The sequence below is a fragment of the Paenibacillus rhizophilus genome, from assembly GCF_003854965.1.
In the GTDB taxonomy this organism is placed as follows: Bacteria; Bacillota; Bacilli; order Paenibacillales; family Paenibacillaceae; genus Paenibacillus_AQ; species Paenibacillus_AQ rhizophilus.
Genome location: NZ_RQPI01000007.1, coordinates 171,781 through 185,768, shown reverse-complemented (window position 1 = coordinate 185,768; position 13,988 = coordinate 171,781). Strand labels below are relative to the sequence as shown.

10 protein-coding genes and 1 riboswitch are annotated in these 13,988 nt (G+C 53.2%); of the genes, 4 read left to right on the top strand and 6 right to left on the bottom strand.

Features of this window, described 5'->3' with window-relative positions:
• Positions 1-61 precede the first annotated feature (61 nt).
• The 3 genes from EH198_RS14390 to EH198_RS14380 all read right to left on the bottom strand — a co-directional run bounded on the left by EH198_RS14390 (position 62) and on the right by EH198_RS14380 (position 4,159).
• Positions 62-787 carry a LytR/AlgR family response regulator transcription factor gene (locus tag EH198_RS14390; RefSeq protein ID WP_124696216.1) on the bottom strand — a complete coding sequence of 242 codons (726 nt, stop codon included), beginning with the start codon at positions 785-787 and terminating at the stop codon, positions 62-64.
• Positions 784-2,448, bottom strand: coding sequence for a sensor histidine kinase (locus EH198_RS14385; RefSeq protein ID WP_185702900.1), 1,665 nt, complete (start codon positions 2,446-2,448; stop codon positions 784-786). The genes EH198_RS14390 and EH198_RS14385 overlap by 4 nt, the downstream gene beginning before the upstream one ends.
• Before the next feature lie 280 nt (positions 2,449-2,728).
• A complete protein-coding gene (locus tag EH198_RS14380; RefSeq protein ID WP_124696215.1) occupies positions 2,729-4,159 on the bottom strand; it encodes an NAD(P)/FAD-dependent oxidoreductase in 1,431 nt (476 codons plus the stop codon).
• Positions 4,160-4,232: 73 nt separating this feature from the next.
• Positions 4,233-4,332, bottom strand: a riboswitch (purine riboswitch).
• Between the two features lie 251 nt (positions 4,333-4,583).
• Here EH198_RS14380 and EH198_RS14375 point away from each other — a divergent pair.
• Positions 4,584-5,624, top strand: a complete 1,041-nt coding sequence (locus EH198_RS14375; RefSeq protein ID WP_124696214.1) for a GGDEF domain-containing protein — start codon at positions 4,584-4,586, stop codon at positions 5,622-5,624.
• A gap of 229 nt (positions 5,625-5,853) precedes the next feature.
• Here EH198_RS14375 and EH198_RS14370 read toward each other — a convergent pair whose 3' ends face one another.
• Entirely contained in the window at positions 5,854-8,415 is a 2,562-nt protein-coding gene (locus tag EH198_RS14370; RefSeq protein WP_185702898.1) for a sensor domain-containing protein, read from the bottom strand.
• 332 nt (positions 8,416-8,747) lie between these two features.
• Between EH198_RS14370 and EH198_RS24700 the strand changes: the two genes are divergently transcribed.
• Together EH198_RS24700 and EH198_RS14365 are read left to right on the top strand one after the other, a co-directional pair.
• Positions 8,748-8,897, top strand: coding sequence for a hypothetical protein (locus EH198_RS24700; RefSeq protein WP_185702897.1), 150 nt, complete (start codon positions 8,748-8,750; stop codon positions 8,895-8,897).
• A gap of 171 nt (positions 8,898-9,068) precedes the next feature.
• On the top strand, positions 9,069-11,279 hold the full coding sequence (locus tag EH198_RS14365) for a TPM domain-containing protein (protein ID WP_185702896.1): 2,211 nt from the start codon (positions 9,069-9,071) through the stop codon (positions 11,277-11,279).
• Positions 11,280-11,406: 127 nt separating this feature from the next.
• Here EH198_RS14365 and EH198_RS14360 read toward each other — a convergent pair whose 3' ends face one another.
• Positions 11,407-12,285, bottom strand: coding sequence for a LysR family transcriptional regulator (locus EH198_RS14360; protein WP_185702895.1), 879 nt, complete (start codon positions 12,283-12,285; stop codon positions 11,407-11,409).
• A 129-nt stretch (positions 12,286-12,414) separates the two neighbouring features.
• On the opposite strand from EH198_RS14360, the gene EH198_RS14355 reads away from it, so the two are divergent.
• Positions 12,415-12,882 carry a rhodanese-like domain-containing protein gene (locus EH198_RS14355; protein WP_124696210.1) on the top strand — a complete coding sequence of 156 codons (468 nt, stop codon included), beginning with the start codon at positions 12,415-12,417 and terminating at the stop codon, positions 12,880-12,882.
• Positions 12,883-12,969: 87 nt separating this feature from the next.
• Here EH198_RS14355 and EH198_RS14350 read toward each other — a convergent pair whose 3' ends face one another.
• On the bottom strand, positions 12,970-13,758 hold the full coding sequence (locus EH198_RS14350) for a formate/nitrite transporter family protein (RefSeq protein ID WP_124696209.1): 789 nt from the start codon (positions 13,756-13,758) through the stop codon (positions 12,970-12,972).
• Positions 13,759-13,988 lie beyond the last annotated feature (230 nt).

Sequence of the window (13,988 nt, the reverse complement as noted above, 5' to 3'; positions counted from 1 at the left end):
CGCTTGCAAAAATGCGGATTAAATGCGGAACGAAATGACGGAAAGAAGGAATGAACGGCCTCTACAGCCGCATAATCTGCCTGAATTCTTTGACCTTGCTCCGGCTGACCGGCACTTCAAAGTCGAGATCACGCAGGCGGAGCAAATACGTATTGTTAAACCAGGGGATAATTTCCTTGATTTTGGAGAGGTTGACGATAAAAGAACGGTGGCAGCGGAAAAAGCGGTCCTGCGGCAGCCGTCCGTGAAACTCGCTGATGCTGATTCCCATGGAGAACTCTTCGCTTCGCGTAAACACGCTCGTCGTCTTCTCCTGGGCCGAGGCATAGTAAATGTCGTCGGCGTCGACCACGATGATTTTTTCATTCCTCCACAGATTGATCTTGTTGCTGACCGGATTACGCTCCTCTTCGCCGCCGGACTGGCGCGCAAAGGCCGCCTCCAGCTTGCCCAGCATCCCCTTGATCCGTGTTTCGTTATAAGGCTTCAGAATATAGTCGAAAGCCTCGATCTCGAACGCTTCGGCGGCATGCTCCTTATACGCGGTGATGAACACAATATAGGGCTTTACGGAAAATTTGCTGATATTCTGGGCCAGCAGCACACCGTCCACGGAAGGAATATTGATGTCGAGAAACAGCACATCCACTTGCTTGGCCTGCAAATATTTCAGCGCATCCAGCCCGTCGTCGAACTCGGCGGCAATCTCTATGCTGCTGTTCGCTTGAATCAAGTAAGCCAGCTCCTGCCTGGCCAGCTCTTCATCCTCTACGATTATCGCTCTCATCGGTTCTCCTTTTTCACATCAAAAGTAATATCCGTCCCTTTATCCAGCCTTGTAATCGTCAGTCCCTCGCCATAAATCAGCTTCACCCGCTGATGGACATTAAACAGCCCGATCTTATTCTCCGGCATGCTGCCTCCGTAGACCTTCTGGATCGTTTCTTCGCTGATGCCGACACCGGTGTCACGGATGCCGATCCGCACGCTGTCTCCCCGGTCCTTGACCGAAATCGTCACCGTCCCTACGCCCCGACCTTTCAGTATGCCATGTACAATCGCATTTTCCACCAAAGGCTGGATAATCAGGCTCGGGATGCGAACCTCCGTCTCGTCGTCGATATCGTAAAGAACCGTAAGACGTCTTCCGAAGCGCGCTTTCTCGATCTCCACATAATGCCGGACCTGCTGAAGCTCCTTGCGGATATCGATAAAATCGTCCGTGAGCTCCAGATTGTACCGCATATAGCCGGACAGATTGATGATAAGCTCCCGGGCCTTATCAGGGTCGATGCGGATGGAGGAGACGATGGCGTTCAGCGCGTTGAACAGAAAATGGGGATTGATTCGGGTCTGCAGCGCCTTCAGCTCCGCCTTGTTCGCCATCTCCTTGATGTCTTCCACCCTCGAGACCTCCATCAGCGTGGAAATGATCTGGGATAAACCGACGGCCATCGCTTGAAGGGAGTACGTGATTTTGTGGGCTTTCGTATAATATATTTTGAGTGCGCCGGTAACTTCGCCTTTTTCCTTGAGCGGAATGATGATCAGTGACTTGATATTCTGATGATTGTATTCGGTATCGTTATTGCGGATCGTGATTTCCCCGCTGGACAGCGTAATCTTCGTGGCATCGCTGATAATCTCGTTCTTCTCGGCGTAATACTCTTCCCCGATGCCGACGTAAGCGCGAATCCACCGGGTATCTGTAATCGCGACCGCATCTGCTCCGATGTCCTCTTTGATGATCGTGCATATTTTGCGCAGAGACTGCGGATTGATACTGCGAAAATAGGGAAGCGTCTTGTTCGCGATATCAAGGGCCAGCTTGGATTGCCTTGCGGCGATCCGCTCCTTCTCCCCTTCCACACTCTGGACAAGCATGACGATGAGTCCGACGCTGACCTGGCTCATAATCATCGGAAAGGCAATCTTCGACACGATTTCGATGCCGAGCGACGACGGATGGGCCATGACGAGAATCAGTAGCATCGTCAGCGCTTCGCAGCCCATCCCCGCCAGAATCCCGGCCTGCCAGCGGCGCTCAGCGGACGTGTGACGGTAGATGATTCCCGAAACGACACCGGTCGCGATGCTGGTAATCAGACAGGGCACCGAGGTGACGCCGCCGATATCGATCAGAAACCGGTGAACGCCGGAAATAATACCGGTAATCAGCCCCACCCAAGGACCGAACAGAATGCCGCCCGCCATGATGGCTACAATTCGCACATTGACGAGAGAGCCTTCCACCTTAATTCCGCTGTACGTGCTGAATATGGCGAACAGGCTGAAAATGACGGTTGGAATGAACAGCTCCTGCGGAGCGTAGGCCCCTTTTTGAAAAATCTCCTTAAACCGCGGCACCCGGGTCAATACAAATAAAGTCATAAGCAGCAGCGCCGCGCGTTCCAACAGCTGCAGCAGAATGACGAACGTATACTGCATCGCTTTCTTGCCCCCATAATTAAAATAAATCGGTAATATATCGGTCATTATAGGCTGATGTCCCGTCATTTGTCCAACTAAGAACCTTCTCGGATTTGAAAATAGGCGCCCGGAAATGGAACCCGCAGCGCCCGCCGTACTCCTATAATTCATCCTCCGGCCTCAGCCCTCAGGCCCGTTTACACAGCCAGATCGATGCCGATGACGCCAACCTTCTCTCCCTGTCTCCCCGAATGGAAACAATCGGCTTTCCTTCAAACTTGCTGCCGCATCAAACCGCTCAGGCCCGATCCAGCATGCCCCGCGCGATCCAGACGCCCGCCGCGCCCGCCTGGGCCAGTCCGCGCGTGATGCCTGCTCCGTCCCCGCCGCAGTAGAGGCCGGAAATTTCCGTCTCGAACGTCTCAGACAGCTTCGGACGGGCTGAATAAAATTTGGCTTCCACTCCGTAAAAGAGCGTATGCTCGGAGGCGATGCCCGGCGTTACCTTTTCCAGCGCCTCCACCATTTCAATGAGACTCTTCATTGTATTGTACGGGAGCACAAGTCCAAGATCGCCCGGCACCGCCTCTTTAAGCGTGGGCTCGACGAAGCCTTCGGCGATTCTCGTCCCGGTGGAGCGGCGTCCCCGCAAAATATCGCCGTACTTCTGCACGATGACTCCGCCGCTCGACAGATCGTTCGCCCGCTCGCATATCTCGCGCGCATATTCATTAGGCTTGTCGAACGGCTCGGTAAATTTATGGGAGACGAGCAGGGCAAAGTTCGTGTTGGAGGAACCGAGCGCAGGGTCCTTATACGAGTGTCCGTTCGCCGCCATGACCCCGCTGTGGTTCTCCACGACGACATGTCCGGAAGGATTGCTGCAGAACGTGCGGACACGGGTACCGACCGAAGTATTAAAAATGAATTTGCCTTCATAAAGATGCTCATTGATCTCCTGCATAACGACATCCGAGGTCTCCACCCGGACGCCGACGTCCACCTGATTGTTGTACATTTTGAGCCGGTGTCTTTTCAGCACATCCGTGAGCCAGGCGGAACCGTCGCGTCCCGGAGCGACCATGGCAAGTTCCGTCTCGTAAGTCTCCCCGTTCTTCAGCGTAACGCCCGTCACCCGGTGAGCGCCGTTCTCGCTGACCGTCTCGATGTCCTGCACCTCCGTCTTGAACATCATGTCAATGCGGGTGCTCAAATATTCGTAAATCGACTTCAGGATCTCCAGGTTCTGCTCTGTCCCCAGATGGCGCACCTGCGCCCGCAGCAGCTTGAGTCCGGCCGCGTAGCCGCGCTGCTCGATGCGCCGGATCGGGTCGGTCGTAGGATCGGTGATCATCTCCGTCGCTCCGTGCTCCAGGTTGATGGAATCAACATAGCGGATCAGATCCAGCACCCTGGAGGGCGGCAAATAATCCGTCATCCAGCCGCCGAATTCGGTCGTAATGTTGAATTTTCCGTCGCTGTACGCCCCCGCCCCTCCGAAGCCTGCGGTAACCGAACAGGCCGGCAGACATCCGGCAAACTCCTTGCGGCCGGCAGCCGGCGGACAGAACTGAATTTTTCCCTCCAGAATCGGACATCTCCGCTTATAAATATCATGTCCTTTGTCTATCAGCAACACTTTCCAGTGCGGGGCTTTCCGGGTCAGCTCATAACAGGCAAAAATACCGGCAGGACCGGCACCGACGACGATTACATCATATTTAATCATCTGTTCCTCCAATAAACGAATTTATTATGCGAAGTAAGGGCGGCACAACAAAAAACCCGGCCGGTATCAGGGTAAGCCAAAGGCACCCATCCGTAGCCAGGAATTTACGGTTCCCTGTAGAGACCCCCAAACCTTATCTTTGAGGATATACGAACAGCAAGTACGCGTTCACGCGAAAGTATGATTTTACATCTGCAATAAAAAATATTTTTGAACCACTAGAATCTTAACGAAAATAGACGAATATGTCAATGAAGATATACATGATTATTCGTGTTTTTTGAATGAAACCGAATGTTTATTTGGATGATTACGTGAGATTTTGTACAAAATCCGAACATTCCAACCCTTCCATCATAGGGGAGGAAAAAAGGGGGTTCTTGTCGAATATATACACATCGCTACTGGAAATGAGGAACACCTTATGCTCAATCCTTCGCATACTCCTCGCCAATTGAACTGGAACCGTGTGCTGCTGAATGCCTTCTGGATTGGGCTGCTTGTCCATACATCCAGCCGAATGTTCAATTCCCTCATCCTTCTTCCTGATTTGATTATTTTGGGAGTCGTTATTCTGCTTGAGGGCATTCACAAATGGAGGCCGAAATTATGCGAAGTCTCCATCATGGTTGGAAGCTATGTAATTTCTTTATTTATCACCATACTCATTCCATCCAATATTCAGGCATCGCTCCTTATTATGCTGTTTCCGCTTCTCGTTTCCATGATATATCTGAAGAACTCCTATCTGATCGCCTCGACGGCATTCAGTTTATTTTATATGATAGTGCAGCTGAGTCTGCCGTCCGTTCATAACCATATCGTGTGGTCTGAAAGTATTCTGATTTCCATTATTTTTGCGGCAACCGCACTGACGGGATTTGCGGTTATCCGCCGGGGACAGGATTTGATCCGCTCGCTGGAAAACTCGGAGAAATCAGAGCAGGATTTGCGCATCCAAAATATCATCATGGACCGCCTGTCCAAAATCGATGCTCTGACGGATCTGTACAACCATAAAACCTTTCACGAATATTTCAGTTGGCTGATCGATCATCAGCAGTCGAATCGGTTCCTGATGCAGCTGGCCATACTTGATATCGACAATTTCAAAAAGGTAAACGATACCTATGGGCACGGGGTGGGAGATATTGCGCTCAGGCAGGTCGCGGCGACGGTGCTGGAGCATATCGGCGCCGATGATTTCGCCGCCCGCTACGGAGGCGAGGAATTTGTCATTATACTGACCGCCAAACCGCTTGAGGCCTCCTATGAAATCATAGAGCGGGTCCGGAAGGGCATCGCCAATCTGCCGATTCCCGAAATGGAGGGGAAATCGGTAACGGTGAGCATCGGCATGCATGATTTCCAGGGCGCCGAATCCAAAAACCATGTGTTCCAGAAGGCGGACGATGCTCTGTACGAAGCTAAGAAGACGGGCAAGAATAAAACAGTCATTTTATAGATTGAGACATTAAACCGCGAAAAGGAATGTCCCATTCAACTTCCGGCTGAATCGGCATCCCTTTTTTAAAATATCAGAAAGTATAAGCTTCGCGCTTATCCTTAACCTGATATTTTTACGAGAAACGGATGCCTTCCTCTTCCAGAGGACGGCGAAGCCGTTTCTTCTTATGTACAGCATTTATTGACGGCCTATGGCGCTTGCGGCATCCCGGAAAATTGCCGGTCTCTTAAACCATGTCATGCCCATAGCGCTTAAGCAGATCCTGCGTATTCCGCTGTGACAGCGGTTTGCTGATCAGATAACCCTGTACCTTGTCGCATCCGGTCTTCTTAAGAAAGGCAAGCTGGCTGCGGTCCTCTACGCCTTCCGCCACTACTTCCAGCCCCATCTCATGGCCCAGCGACACCATCGTCTTGATAAACGACTGACTGTACGAATTTTCCGACAGCGGGTCGATAAAGGCCTTGTCTATTTTGAGAGTGGAGATTGGCAGCTGCTGTAGGTAGCTAAGCGATGAATAGCCGGTTCCAAAATCGTCCAGCGCGATTCGAATCCCCTTTGATTGCAAGTACTCCAGCTTGTCGACAATCCGTTCGAACGACTCCATGAAGACCGACTCCGTAATCTCCAGCTCCAGGCATTTCGGAGAGATTCCGGTTTCGGTCAGGATGCCCAGCACGGAAGGAATAAAATTATCCTGCAGCAGCTGAATAACCGAAATATTGACCGCAATTCTGTAATCATTATATCGCTGCCGGCATAGCCCGGCCATGAAATGACAGGCCTGCCGGAGTACCCATTCGCCGATGGGGATGATCAGCCGGGAATCCTCGGCGATCTTGATGAACGACAGGGGCGAGACGAAGCCAAGGTCGGGGCTGTTCCAGCGAATCAGTGCCTCAAAGCCGGAAATGTCTCCTGTCAGAAGGTTGACCTGCGGCTGGTAGAACAGTTCAAACTCCTCATTGTCCAGCGCGCTGCGCAAATGCTTCTCGATCATCATTCGTTCTTTGAACTCGGTATGCATCGATTTGTCGTATACGACAAAAATGCCCTTGCCCGCTTCCTTGGCTCGATACATTGCCACATCGGCATTTTTGAGAATCTCCTCCGTCGTAGTTCCGTCTGCCGGGTAGAAGGAGATTCCAATGCTGACCGAAATATAAACGCTGCTCTCGCCGATCTGGAACGGTATCTTGAACTCCTGGAACAGCCTCTCCGCCAGCGCCAGCACTTCCTCGCGGTCTTTGATATCTTTAATAAAGACGACAAATTCATCTCCGCCCAGCCTGGAAAGCATGCTGCCTTCACGGACAATGGACGACTGCAATTTTTCGCTTACCTGGCGAATAAGAATATCGCCAAATTTATGGCCCATCGTATCATTGATGTATTTGAAATTGTCCGTATCCACGAACAACAGCGCAGCGCTGCCGCCGGGAAGCTGGAAGTATTCCTCCATCGTCTCCAGCAGACAAAGACGGTTGGGCAAATGGCTCAAAGAATCATAATAGGCGAGATGGTGCATTTTTTTCTGATTCTCCAGCAGGGTGCCGTACTGATCCACAAGCTCCTGCTGCGTCGCCGCAAGCTGCTCATAGGTTGCTTCAAGTTCCTGGTAGCTGCCGCTAAGCTTCAGCTCCATTTGTTTCCGGTTGGTTACGTCGATCAGGGAGCCAAGAAACATCGGCACTTCTTGGTTACGGTCAACGAGAGCCTTGCCTCTGACTTCAAACCAGAAGTATCGCCCATCCTTGGTTCGCATCCGGTATTCACTTTCATACACCGGCGTCAGGCCCGCCAAATGCTCGTCGCGCGCCTTTCTTGAGCGCTCCCGGTCATCGGGATGAACCAAACTTAACACCGTTTCAACGGACATATCAAGTTCCCCCGGTTCATAACCCATAACTTCATACCAGCGCTCCGATACCCAGTTGCTCTGATTCCCGTAATTGTATTCCCACAAAAAGGCGCCGGAGGCTTCCACCGCCAGGCGGAATCTTTGCTCGCTGAAACTCAGCTTCTCGTTCTGGTCCTGCAATTCCTCTTTAGCGGCTGCCAGTTCCAAGTGAGTGGCTTCCAGCTTCCCATAGCTCGACTCAAGCTTCCTCTCATTCCGTTTAAACTCGTTGATATCAATGCCAATCAATACAAAAGCGTCAGAGGCCCCGCTGCCGAGGCCTTTGATCAGCATCGTCCGAAACGTAAAGTATCTTCCCTCCGAGACTCCGTTCGGAATCTGAAATTCCACATTGCCGTCAAAATCATATCCGATCGCCCGGTACAGCAGTTCTTTCAGCCTGGCTACGCCGGCTACCTTCGCCTCCACATCATCCAGACTCTTGCCGACAATCTCCTGTTCACTCAGGCCGGTAACGCGCTCGCCGTACTTGTTCAAGCGCAGCACCGTTTTGTCCTCCTGCACCGCCCAGACCAGAATGCCCGTATGCTCGATTACATCCTCGAAAAACTGCTGCTCGGCGCGAATAATCCGGCGCAAATGTCTAATATACATTCTAAGAAGGAAGGCGGCGACGGCCAGCAAGCAGCAGCCGATGGCAATGCCCGAAATCGTCCTCAAGCGCATACTTTTAGCGTAATCTTCCGAATGATTGAAAAAATACTGCTCAATATCAAAGCCGGTCAAATATCCATTCAGTATGTATTTATAGGGGGGATAATCCAGTTCCGCTTTATATGCGACTTCTTTTCTTGCAGCGTGAGCGGCACCCGGCAAAAGCAGGAGCAGAATAAAGAAAAACAGGACGATGACTTTGCACCGCTTCATCGCTAACTTCTCCTTTGGGTTATTTTCCAAAAACAGCATTATGCTAAGCATACAATAGCTTGGTTCGACAATTATCAGGGGAATTCCTGCTTCCCCCGGTAAATAATGCAATTTAAATGTGTAATTATGTCTTTCAAAGCCTTTCTTTCATTTCAATACATCCCTTTCTTTGTCACCTTGCTTAAAATTGTAACATTTAAAAGTGATATAATTCACTTTTTATATTGATTTTTAGACGTAGAATGTGGATAATAACAATATCGGTTTCAGTGATAATGATTATCATTATTGAAACATATCTATAATATTGATTTAAAGGAGACTGAACGCTTATGAACACGGCCACTACCCGGACGTCGCTGAAGGTTGATGATTACCTGGATTTGCTTAGTCTTGCCGTCAAAGTAGGAGATTTGAAATGGCAAAAAGAGATTAAATGCCGCCTGCAGTTCATAGCCTGCAGAAATTGCAAGAGCTGCTGATCTTCCTTACTATTGGATAATAGCCGCATTCCGGTTTGCCGGAATGGCGGCTTTTTGGCTTTTCAGGGCCCCGTCTCGTGACTGTGCGTATCTCTGGCGGCCAAAAAGTTTAATATATAGTAGTAACGTCGACTCAGGTAAATCCAGCCTTAACGATTGGAGCGTGCCAGCTTGAAAAAATACGTATGGATTTTGTTGATCGGCCTGTTGTGGCTGCCCGGCATCTGCGCGGCCGCCGAAATACCCGCGCGGACGGGAAACGTAACCGACCAGGCCGGACTGCTGACGGCTGACCAAGCCGCGCAAATCTCCCGGGAAGCGGACGCAAGCGATTATAAGCTGTATGTGCTTACGGTCGATTCACTGGACCGCGAGCCGTCTTCCGACTACGCTTCCGAGGCTTATGATTATTGGCGGCTGTCCTCCCGCGATCTTCTGCTGCTCATTTCGTCCGGCGATCAGCAGGTGGAGCTAAGCTTCGTCAACCCCGGACTTCAGGCCTCCTTCGATTCCTGGTCGCGCGGCGAAGGAGGAGGCGCGGGCAGCGCCGCAATCCAGCATGCGTTGGATGTTTATTTTATCCCTTATGCCAGAAACGGCGATTTTGCCGGAGGTATCCAATCCTTGATCGGCGCCGTAAATTCGATTGGGACCGGACAAGGAGCGGGCGGTTCCTCGGCAGCCCGTGCGATTCCACTCGGAACGACGGTTGCGGCCCTGCTTGCCGCTGCCCTGCTGACCGTTCTGGCATACGTGACGGTCGCCGGCACGCGGCTGCGGAAGCAGCTGTCCGGGCAGAGGGAACAGATTTCCGGTCTCTTGGTACGCGCCAACCGGGCGCTCGAATCTTTAAAGCCGTTCCAGGGCATTGTGCAGGGCAAGACCGGCGAGATGGCGGAGGGTATATCCTCGCGGTTGTCGGATGCCCTTGTACAGCTGTCGGCTTTGAATACGGACAATCAAGGCGCTATGCCCGCCTTCTGGCGGCTATCGTCATTAAAGTCGGCAATCGGCTCGCTGCGGGAGAAGGAAGCCGCCTTTTGCTCCGCCCTGGAAAACGAAGAGAAGCAGATCAGCGTGATCAGCGAGGCCGACCGCAACGTCAAACAGAAGATTAACGAACTGAAGAAGGATGTTCCGGAACTGGGCGGAATGCTTCAGGAGGCGGTCAAGGAAACGGGCTTTGCTCTTCAGGAGATCGGCGAGGATCTGAAAGAGCTGTCGGAGGAGACGGATAAAGCCGATCAGTTGGAGCTGTTCGATCCGGTAGCGGCCGAGCAGATTACCGGGGCCGCTCAGGAAAAGCAGGAACAAATTGAAAAGGACCTGCAGGATCTGGACATTTACAGGGACAAGCTAAGCCGGTTCCCTGAGCGGCTGTCCGCCGCCCGGTCCCAAATCGCGGAGCTTATCAAGCGGAATTCGCTGCAAAATATGAAGGTCAGGCCCTATGACAATCTCGAACAGGCCGCCGCGCAGGCCCAGGCCATGGAAGCTCCGCTGCGCGGCGGAGATATGGACGAAGTGCGCAAAATCTCTTCCGCGCTGGACGCGCTTATGGAGGATGCCGTGGCCATGACGGAACGCCAAGCCCGGCTGCGGGAAAGCAATGGCAAGGATCTTGAGACGATCCGCGGCGGCTGGGATATGCTCCGCCGGCGCCAAAGCGAGCTGCAAAGCCGGATCTCGGAGGCCGGCCGGCGCTTTGACGCGCGGCATACCGCTTCCGCCGAGGCCGCGCTGGATGAGTGGAGCAGACGCCTTGGCGAAGCGGAAGGCGAGGTGCCGCAAATCGAAGCCTGGACCGGCGACGAGCGCGGAGAATACGAGCAGGCCCGCGAAGCCCTGGACCGGCTGCTCGCTCTTCAGGAGGAAGCCGGCCGCAGGCTGGGCGGCGCGGCGAATGGACTTGCTGCGCTGGATGACCGGCTGAACAAGGTGAATGCCGTGTTCCGGGAGGGGCAAAGCCAAATCGAATCGGCGCAGATGCTTCTCCGGAGCCGGGGGTTGTCCTACCGCGGCGGACTCCAGCTCTCCGCGCTGCCGGAATACCAGGAGCTGCAAAGCGGACTCGCCGCAGCCCCCTATAATCTCGATGATCTGGAAGCATCGGCCCGGAGTTACAGCGCGCAAATCTCCTCCTTCGTGGAGGAGGCGAACCGGCTTATCCGCCAGCGCGAAGAAGAGGAGCGCCTCGCCCAGCTGGCTATGCTGCGGGAGCAGCAGCGCAGACAGGGCCGCCCGCCGGGATCGCCGCCATTTGGCGGCGGATTGGGAGGCGGCGGCTTCGGCGGTGGCGGCGGGCGCGGCGGTGGTGGACGCTCCTCGGGAGGCTCCTCCTGGGGAGGCGGCGGAAAGTCGGGGGGCGGCTCGAAATGGTAGACCGCCCTCCAAAGCTCAAGGCGCCAACAGACCTTTCGCGTCTGGTGGCGCCTTTTTTTCCATTCCGGCAAATGGCTTGATCGGTCTCATCGCAATTCCATACCGCGCAGAGCCCTTTACTTTTACGTCATCCGTCTCCCTGCATCGTTTCGATAAATCTCTTAAATGAAGCGGCTAACCAGCGGTCTTTGCGGTAGATCAGCTGAATGCAGAAGCCTTTGCCGCCGTCTTCAGACACTGGAGTCGCCTTAAGCTCTCCCCGGCCCAATTCATCCAAGACCGTATAGCCCGGCAGAAAAGCGATCCCCCATTCATGCTTAACAGCCTGCTTGATACCCTCCAGATTCCCGAATTCCAACTCCACTCTCGGCGCAATCCCCAAACCTCTCATTTCCTGCAGCAGATGATTCCGGTATGTGCATGTATCCTCGGTCAGAACGAGCGGCTCGGTGGCAAGCATGGATATCTCTATCGATTCGCGATACGCCAGCGGGTGCCCGGGATAGACGATTACGAACAATTCTTCCTGCTGCAAGGACAGGACCTGAAGGTCATCCGATGCGTAGGGCTTATCAAAAATCAGGCCGAAATCGGCGGATTTGTTCCGCACACCAGCGATAATGTCACTTTCAGAGCCAGGCAGGACGCGCAGCCGGATATCCGGGTGCTGCTTACGGTAACGATGCAGCCGGTGCGGCAAAAAATAGGCAGCAAGCGTCTCGATGGAACCGATCGTCAGCTCCCCCGCCTGTCCTTCGGAGATAATCTCCTTCGCCTCTTCGCTCAGCGCCAGCATTTGGCGGGCGTAACGGAGCAGCGTTTTGCCGGCAAAAGTCGGCGTCATCCCCTTGCCCGAACGCTCCAGCAGCTTCGCCCCGTACATCTCCTCCAGCTTGGTGATCTGGGCCGTTACGCTGGATTGCGCATACCCAAGTTGTTCCGCCGCTCTGGTATAACTGCCGCTTAGGACGACCTCGCAAAACGTACGCAGATAAGTAAGTTCCATCCCGTTATCCTCCGGTTGTACTATCATTCATTTCGATAGTTGTTATCTAATACTATAGATAACAGCAATGATTCATTCAAGCTAAAATGGAGGAAAGAGCCATCAGTAGACTTTAAGGAGGATGTAAGCATGAAGATCCAACCGAAATCACAGGTGTTGTCCGTTCCGCCCGCTTCCCCGGCCGAAGCCGCAGCCTATTTCGCCGCAAAGGGAAGGTTCGAAACCGATGTGGCCGACGTCGCCTATGATCTGCGTGAAGGGTTGCTGAATTTTGTTCTGGTTGATGTCCGCGATGCCCGTTCCTATGAAGAGGCGCATCTGCCCGGCGCCGTCTCTCTGCCCTCCGGATATCTTGGCCGCAGCGGTGCTCCGGAGCTGCCGCGGGACCGGGCGCTGGTTGTGTACTGCTGGGGTCCGGCCTGCAACGGAGCGACCAAAGCCGCCGCCCGGCTGGCCGCGCAGGGCTACCAGGTCAAAGAAATGCTCGGCGGCATCGAATATTGGCGGCGGGAAGGCGGACCGCTGGAAGGGACTCTTCGCGAGGAAGCGCCGCTTTACTGGCAAATGCCGCCGATGCCGCCGCAAGACGGAGAGTGAAGAAAGACCTCCGATCCTGCCTAGTGCAGAATGGAGGTCTTTCTTTGCCTTTGAATGGACTGCGTCGCAAATCCGGTCCACCGCCGTTTAATGGCTGTCCTGATCCAGGAAAGGCTTGTTCACATAGTAGTACATGACGCCCATCAGCACCCCGCCGCCGATCAAATTGCCAAAGGTAACCGGAACCAGGTTATGCACAACACCGCCCCACGAGATGGTTCCGGGGTGGTTCAGCACAAGCGCGATCGCGAAGGTGCACATATTGGCAATGCTATGTTCATAGCCCGAAATGAAGAAACAGAATACGAACAGCACCATACAGAACAGTTTGGCGCCGTCGGCTTTGAGCGACATCGGCACAAAGAAAGCCAGACAGACGAGCCAGTTACAAAGAATCGCCCGCCAGAACAGCTGCGCAGCCGGGGCTGCCATTTTATGCTCAACGACATTCAGCAAAAAGCCGTTTACATTCGCATCATAGAATAAACCCGTCAAATAAATGAGCAGGGCGAATGCCGTTGCGCCCAAAATGTTTCCGATATAGCTCCACACCCACATCCGCGCGACATCCGTCCACCGCATTTTCTTGCGCAGCGCCGCATAGGTGTAATAGAACGTATCACCCGTAAACAGGTCGCCGCCGCCGTAGGAAATGAGGATGATGGCTGCTCCGAAAGTAATAGCGGCCATCGGATAGGTCATCGGAGAATGCTCCATGTAAAAAAAGTTGCCGGTTTTGAAGGCCACGATAACGCCGAATCCGATAAACATACTGGCCAGCATGGCGCGGGCAATGTAGCGGAATATACTGTTTCGGTAAACTTTTTGCTTCTTCAGCGCCAATTGCTCGACTTTCAACAGTGCTTCGTTTTCCATAGATCCTCCGTGGGTTGTCGTATTTTCAGCAGCCTCGGGATAATACGAGCTGTGGCTTATTATACCCAATAAACCGCAAGAAAACGCTTGAAACAACAAACCCCGGAGATTGCCGGATCATCCCTTGGGTCAGGAATCGTCGTCGTTCAATTCGGCGATCCCTTCCGCCTTCTCGCTGCTGGCCACCACAAGAAGCACGAGAATCAGGCAGCCCAGGATCACGTTAACTC

Bases quoted from the DNA above. Each gene is read 5' to 3' on its own strand.
- EH198_RS14360 (WP_185702895.1), bottom strand. From the start codon at position 12,285: ATGGAACTTACTTATCTGCGTACGTTTTGCGAGGTCGTCCTAAGCGGC.
- EH198_RS24700 (WP_185702897.1), top strand. From the start codon at position 8,748: ATGAACACGGCCACTACCCGGACGTCGCTGAAGGTTGATGATTACCTG.
- EH198_RS14355 (WP_124696210.1), top strand. From the start codon at position 12,415: ATGAAGATCCAACCGAAATCACAGGTGTTGTCCGTTCCGCCCGCTTCC.
- EH198_RS14370 (WP_185702898.1), bottom strand. From the start codon at position 8,415: ATGAAGCGGTGCAAAGTCATCGTCCTGTTTTTCTTTATTCTGCTCCTG.
- EH198_RS14350 (WP_124696209.1), bottom strand. From the start codon at position 13,758: ATGGAAAACGAAGCACTGTTGAAAGTCGAGCAATTGGCGCTGAAGAAG.
- EH198_RS14375 (WP_124696214.1), top strand. From the start codon at position 4,584: ATGCTCAATCCTTCGCATACTCCTCGCCAATTGAACTGGAACCGTGTG.
- EH198_RS14385 (WP_185702900.1), bottom strand. From the start codon at position 2,448: ATGCAGTATACGTTCGTCATTCTGCTGCAGCTGTTGGAACGCGCGGCG.
- EH198_RS14380 (WP_124696215.1), bottom strand. From the start codon at position 4,159: ATGATTAAATATGATGTAATCGTCGTCGGTGCCGGTCCTGCCGGTATT.
- EH198_RS14390 (WP_124696216.1), bottom strand. From the start codon at position 787: ATGAGAGCGATAATCGTAGAGGATGAAGAGCTGGCCAGGCAGGAGCTG.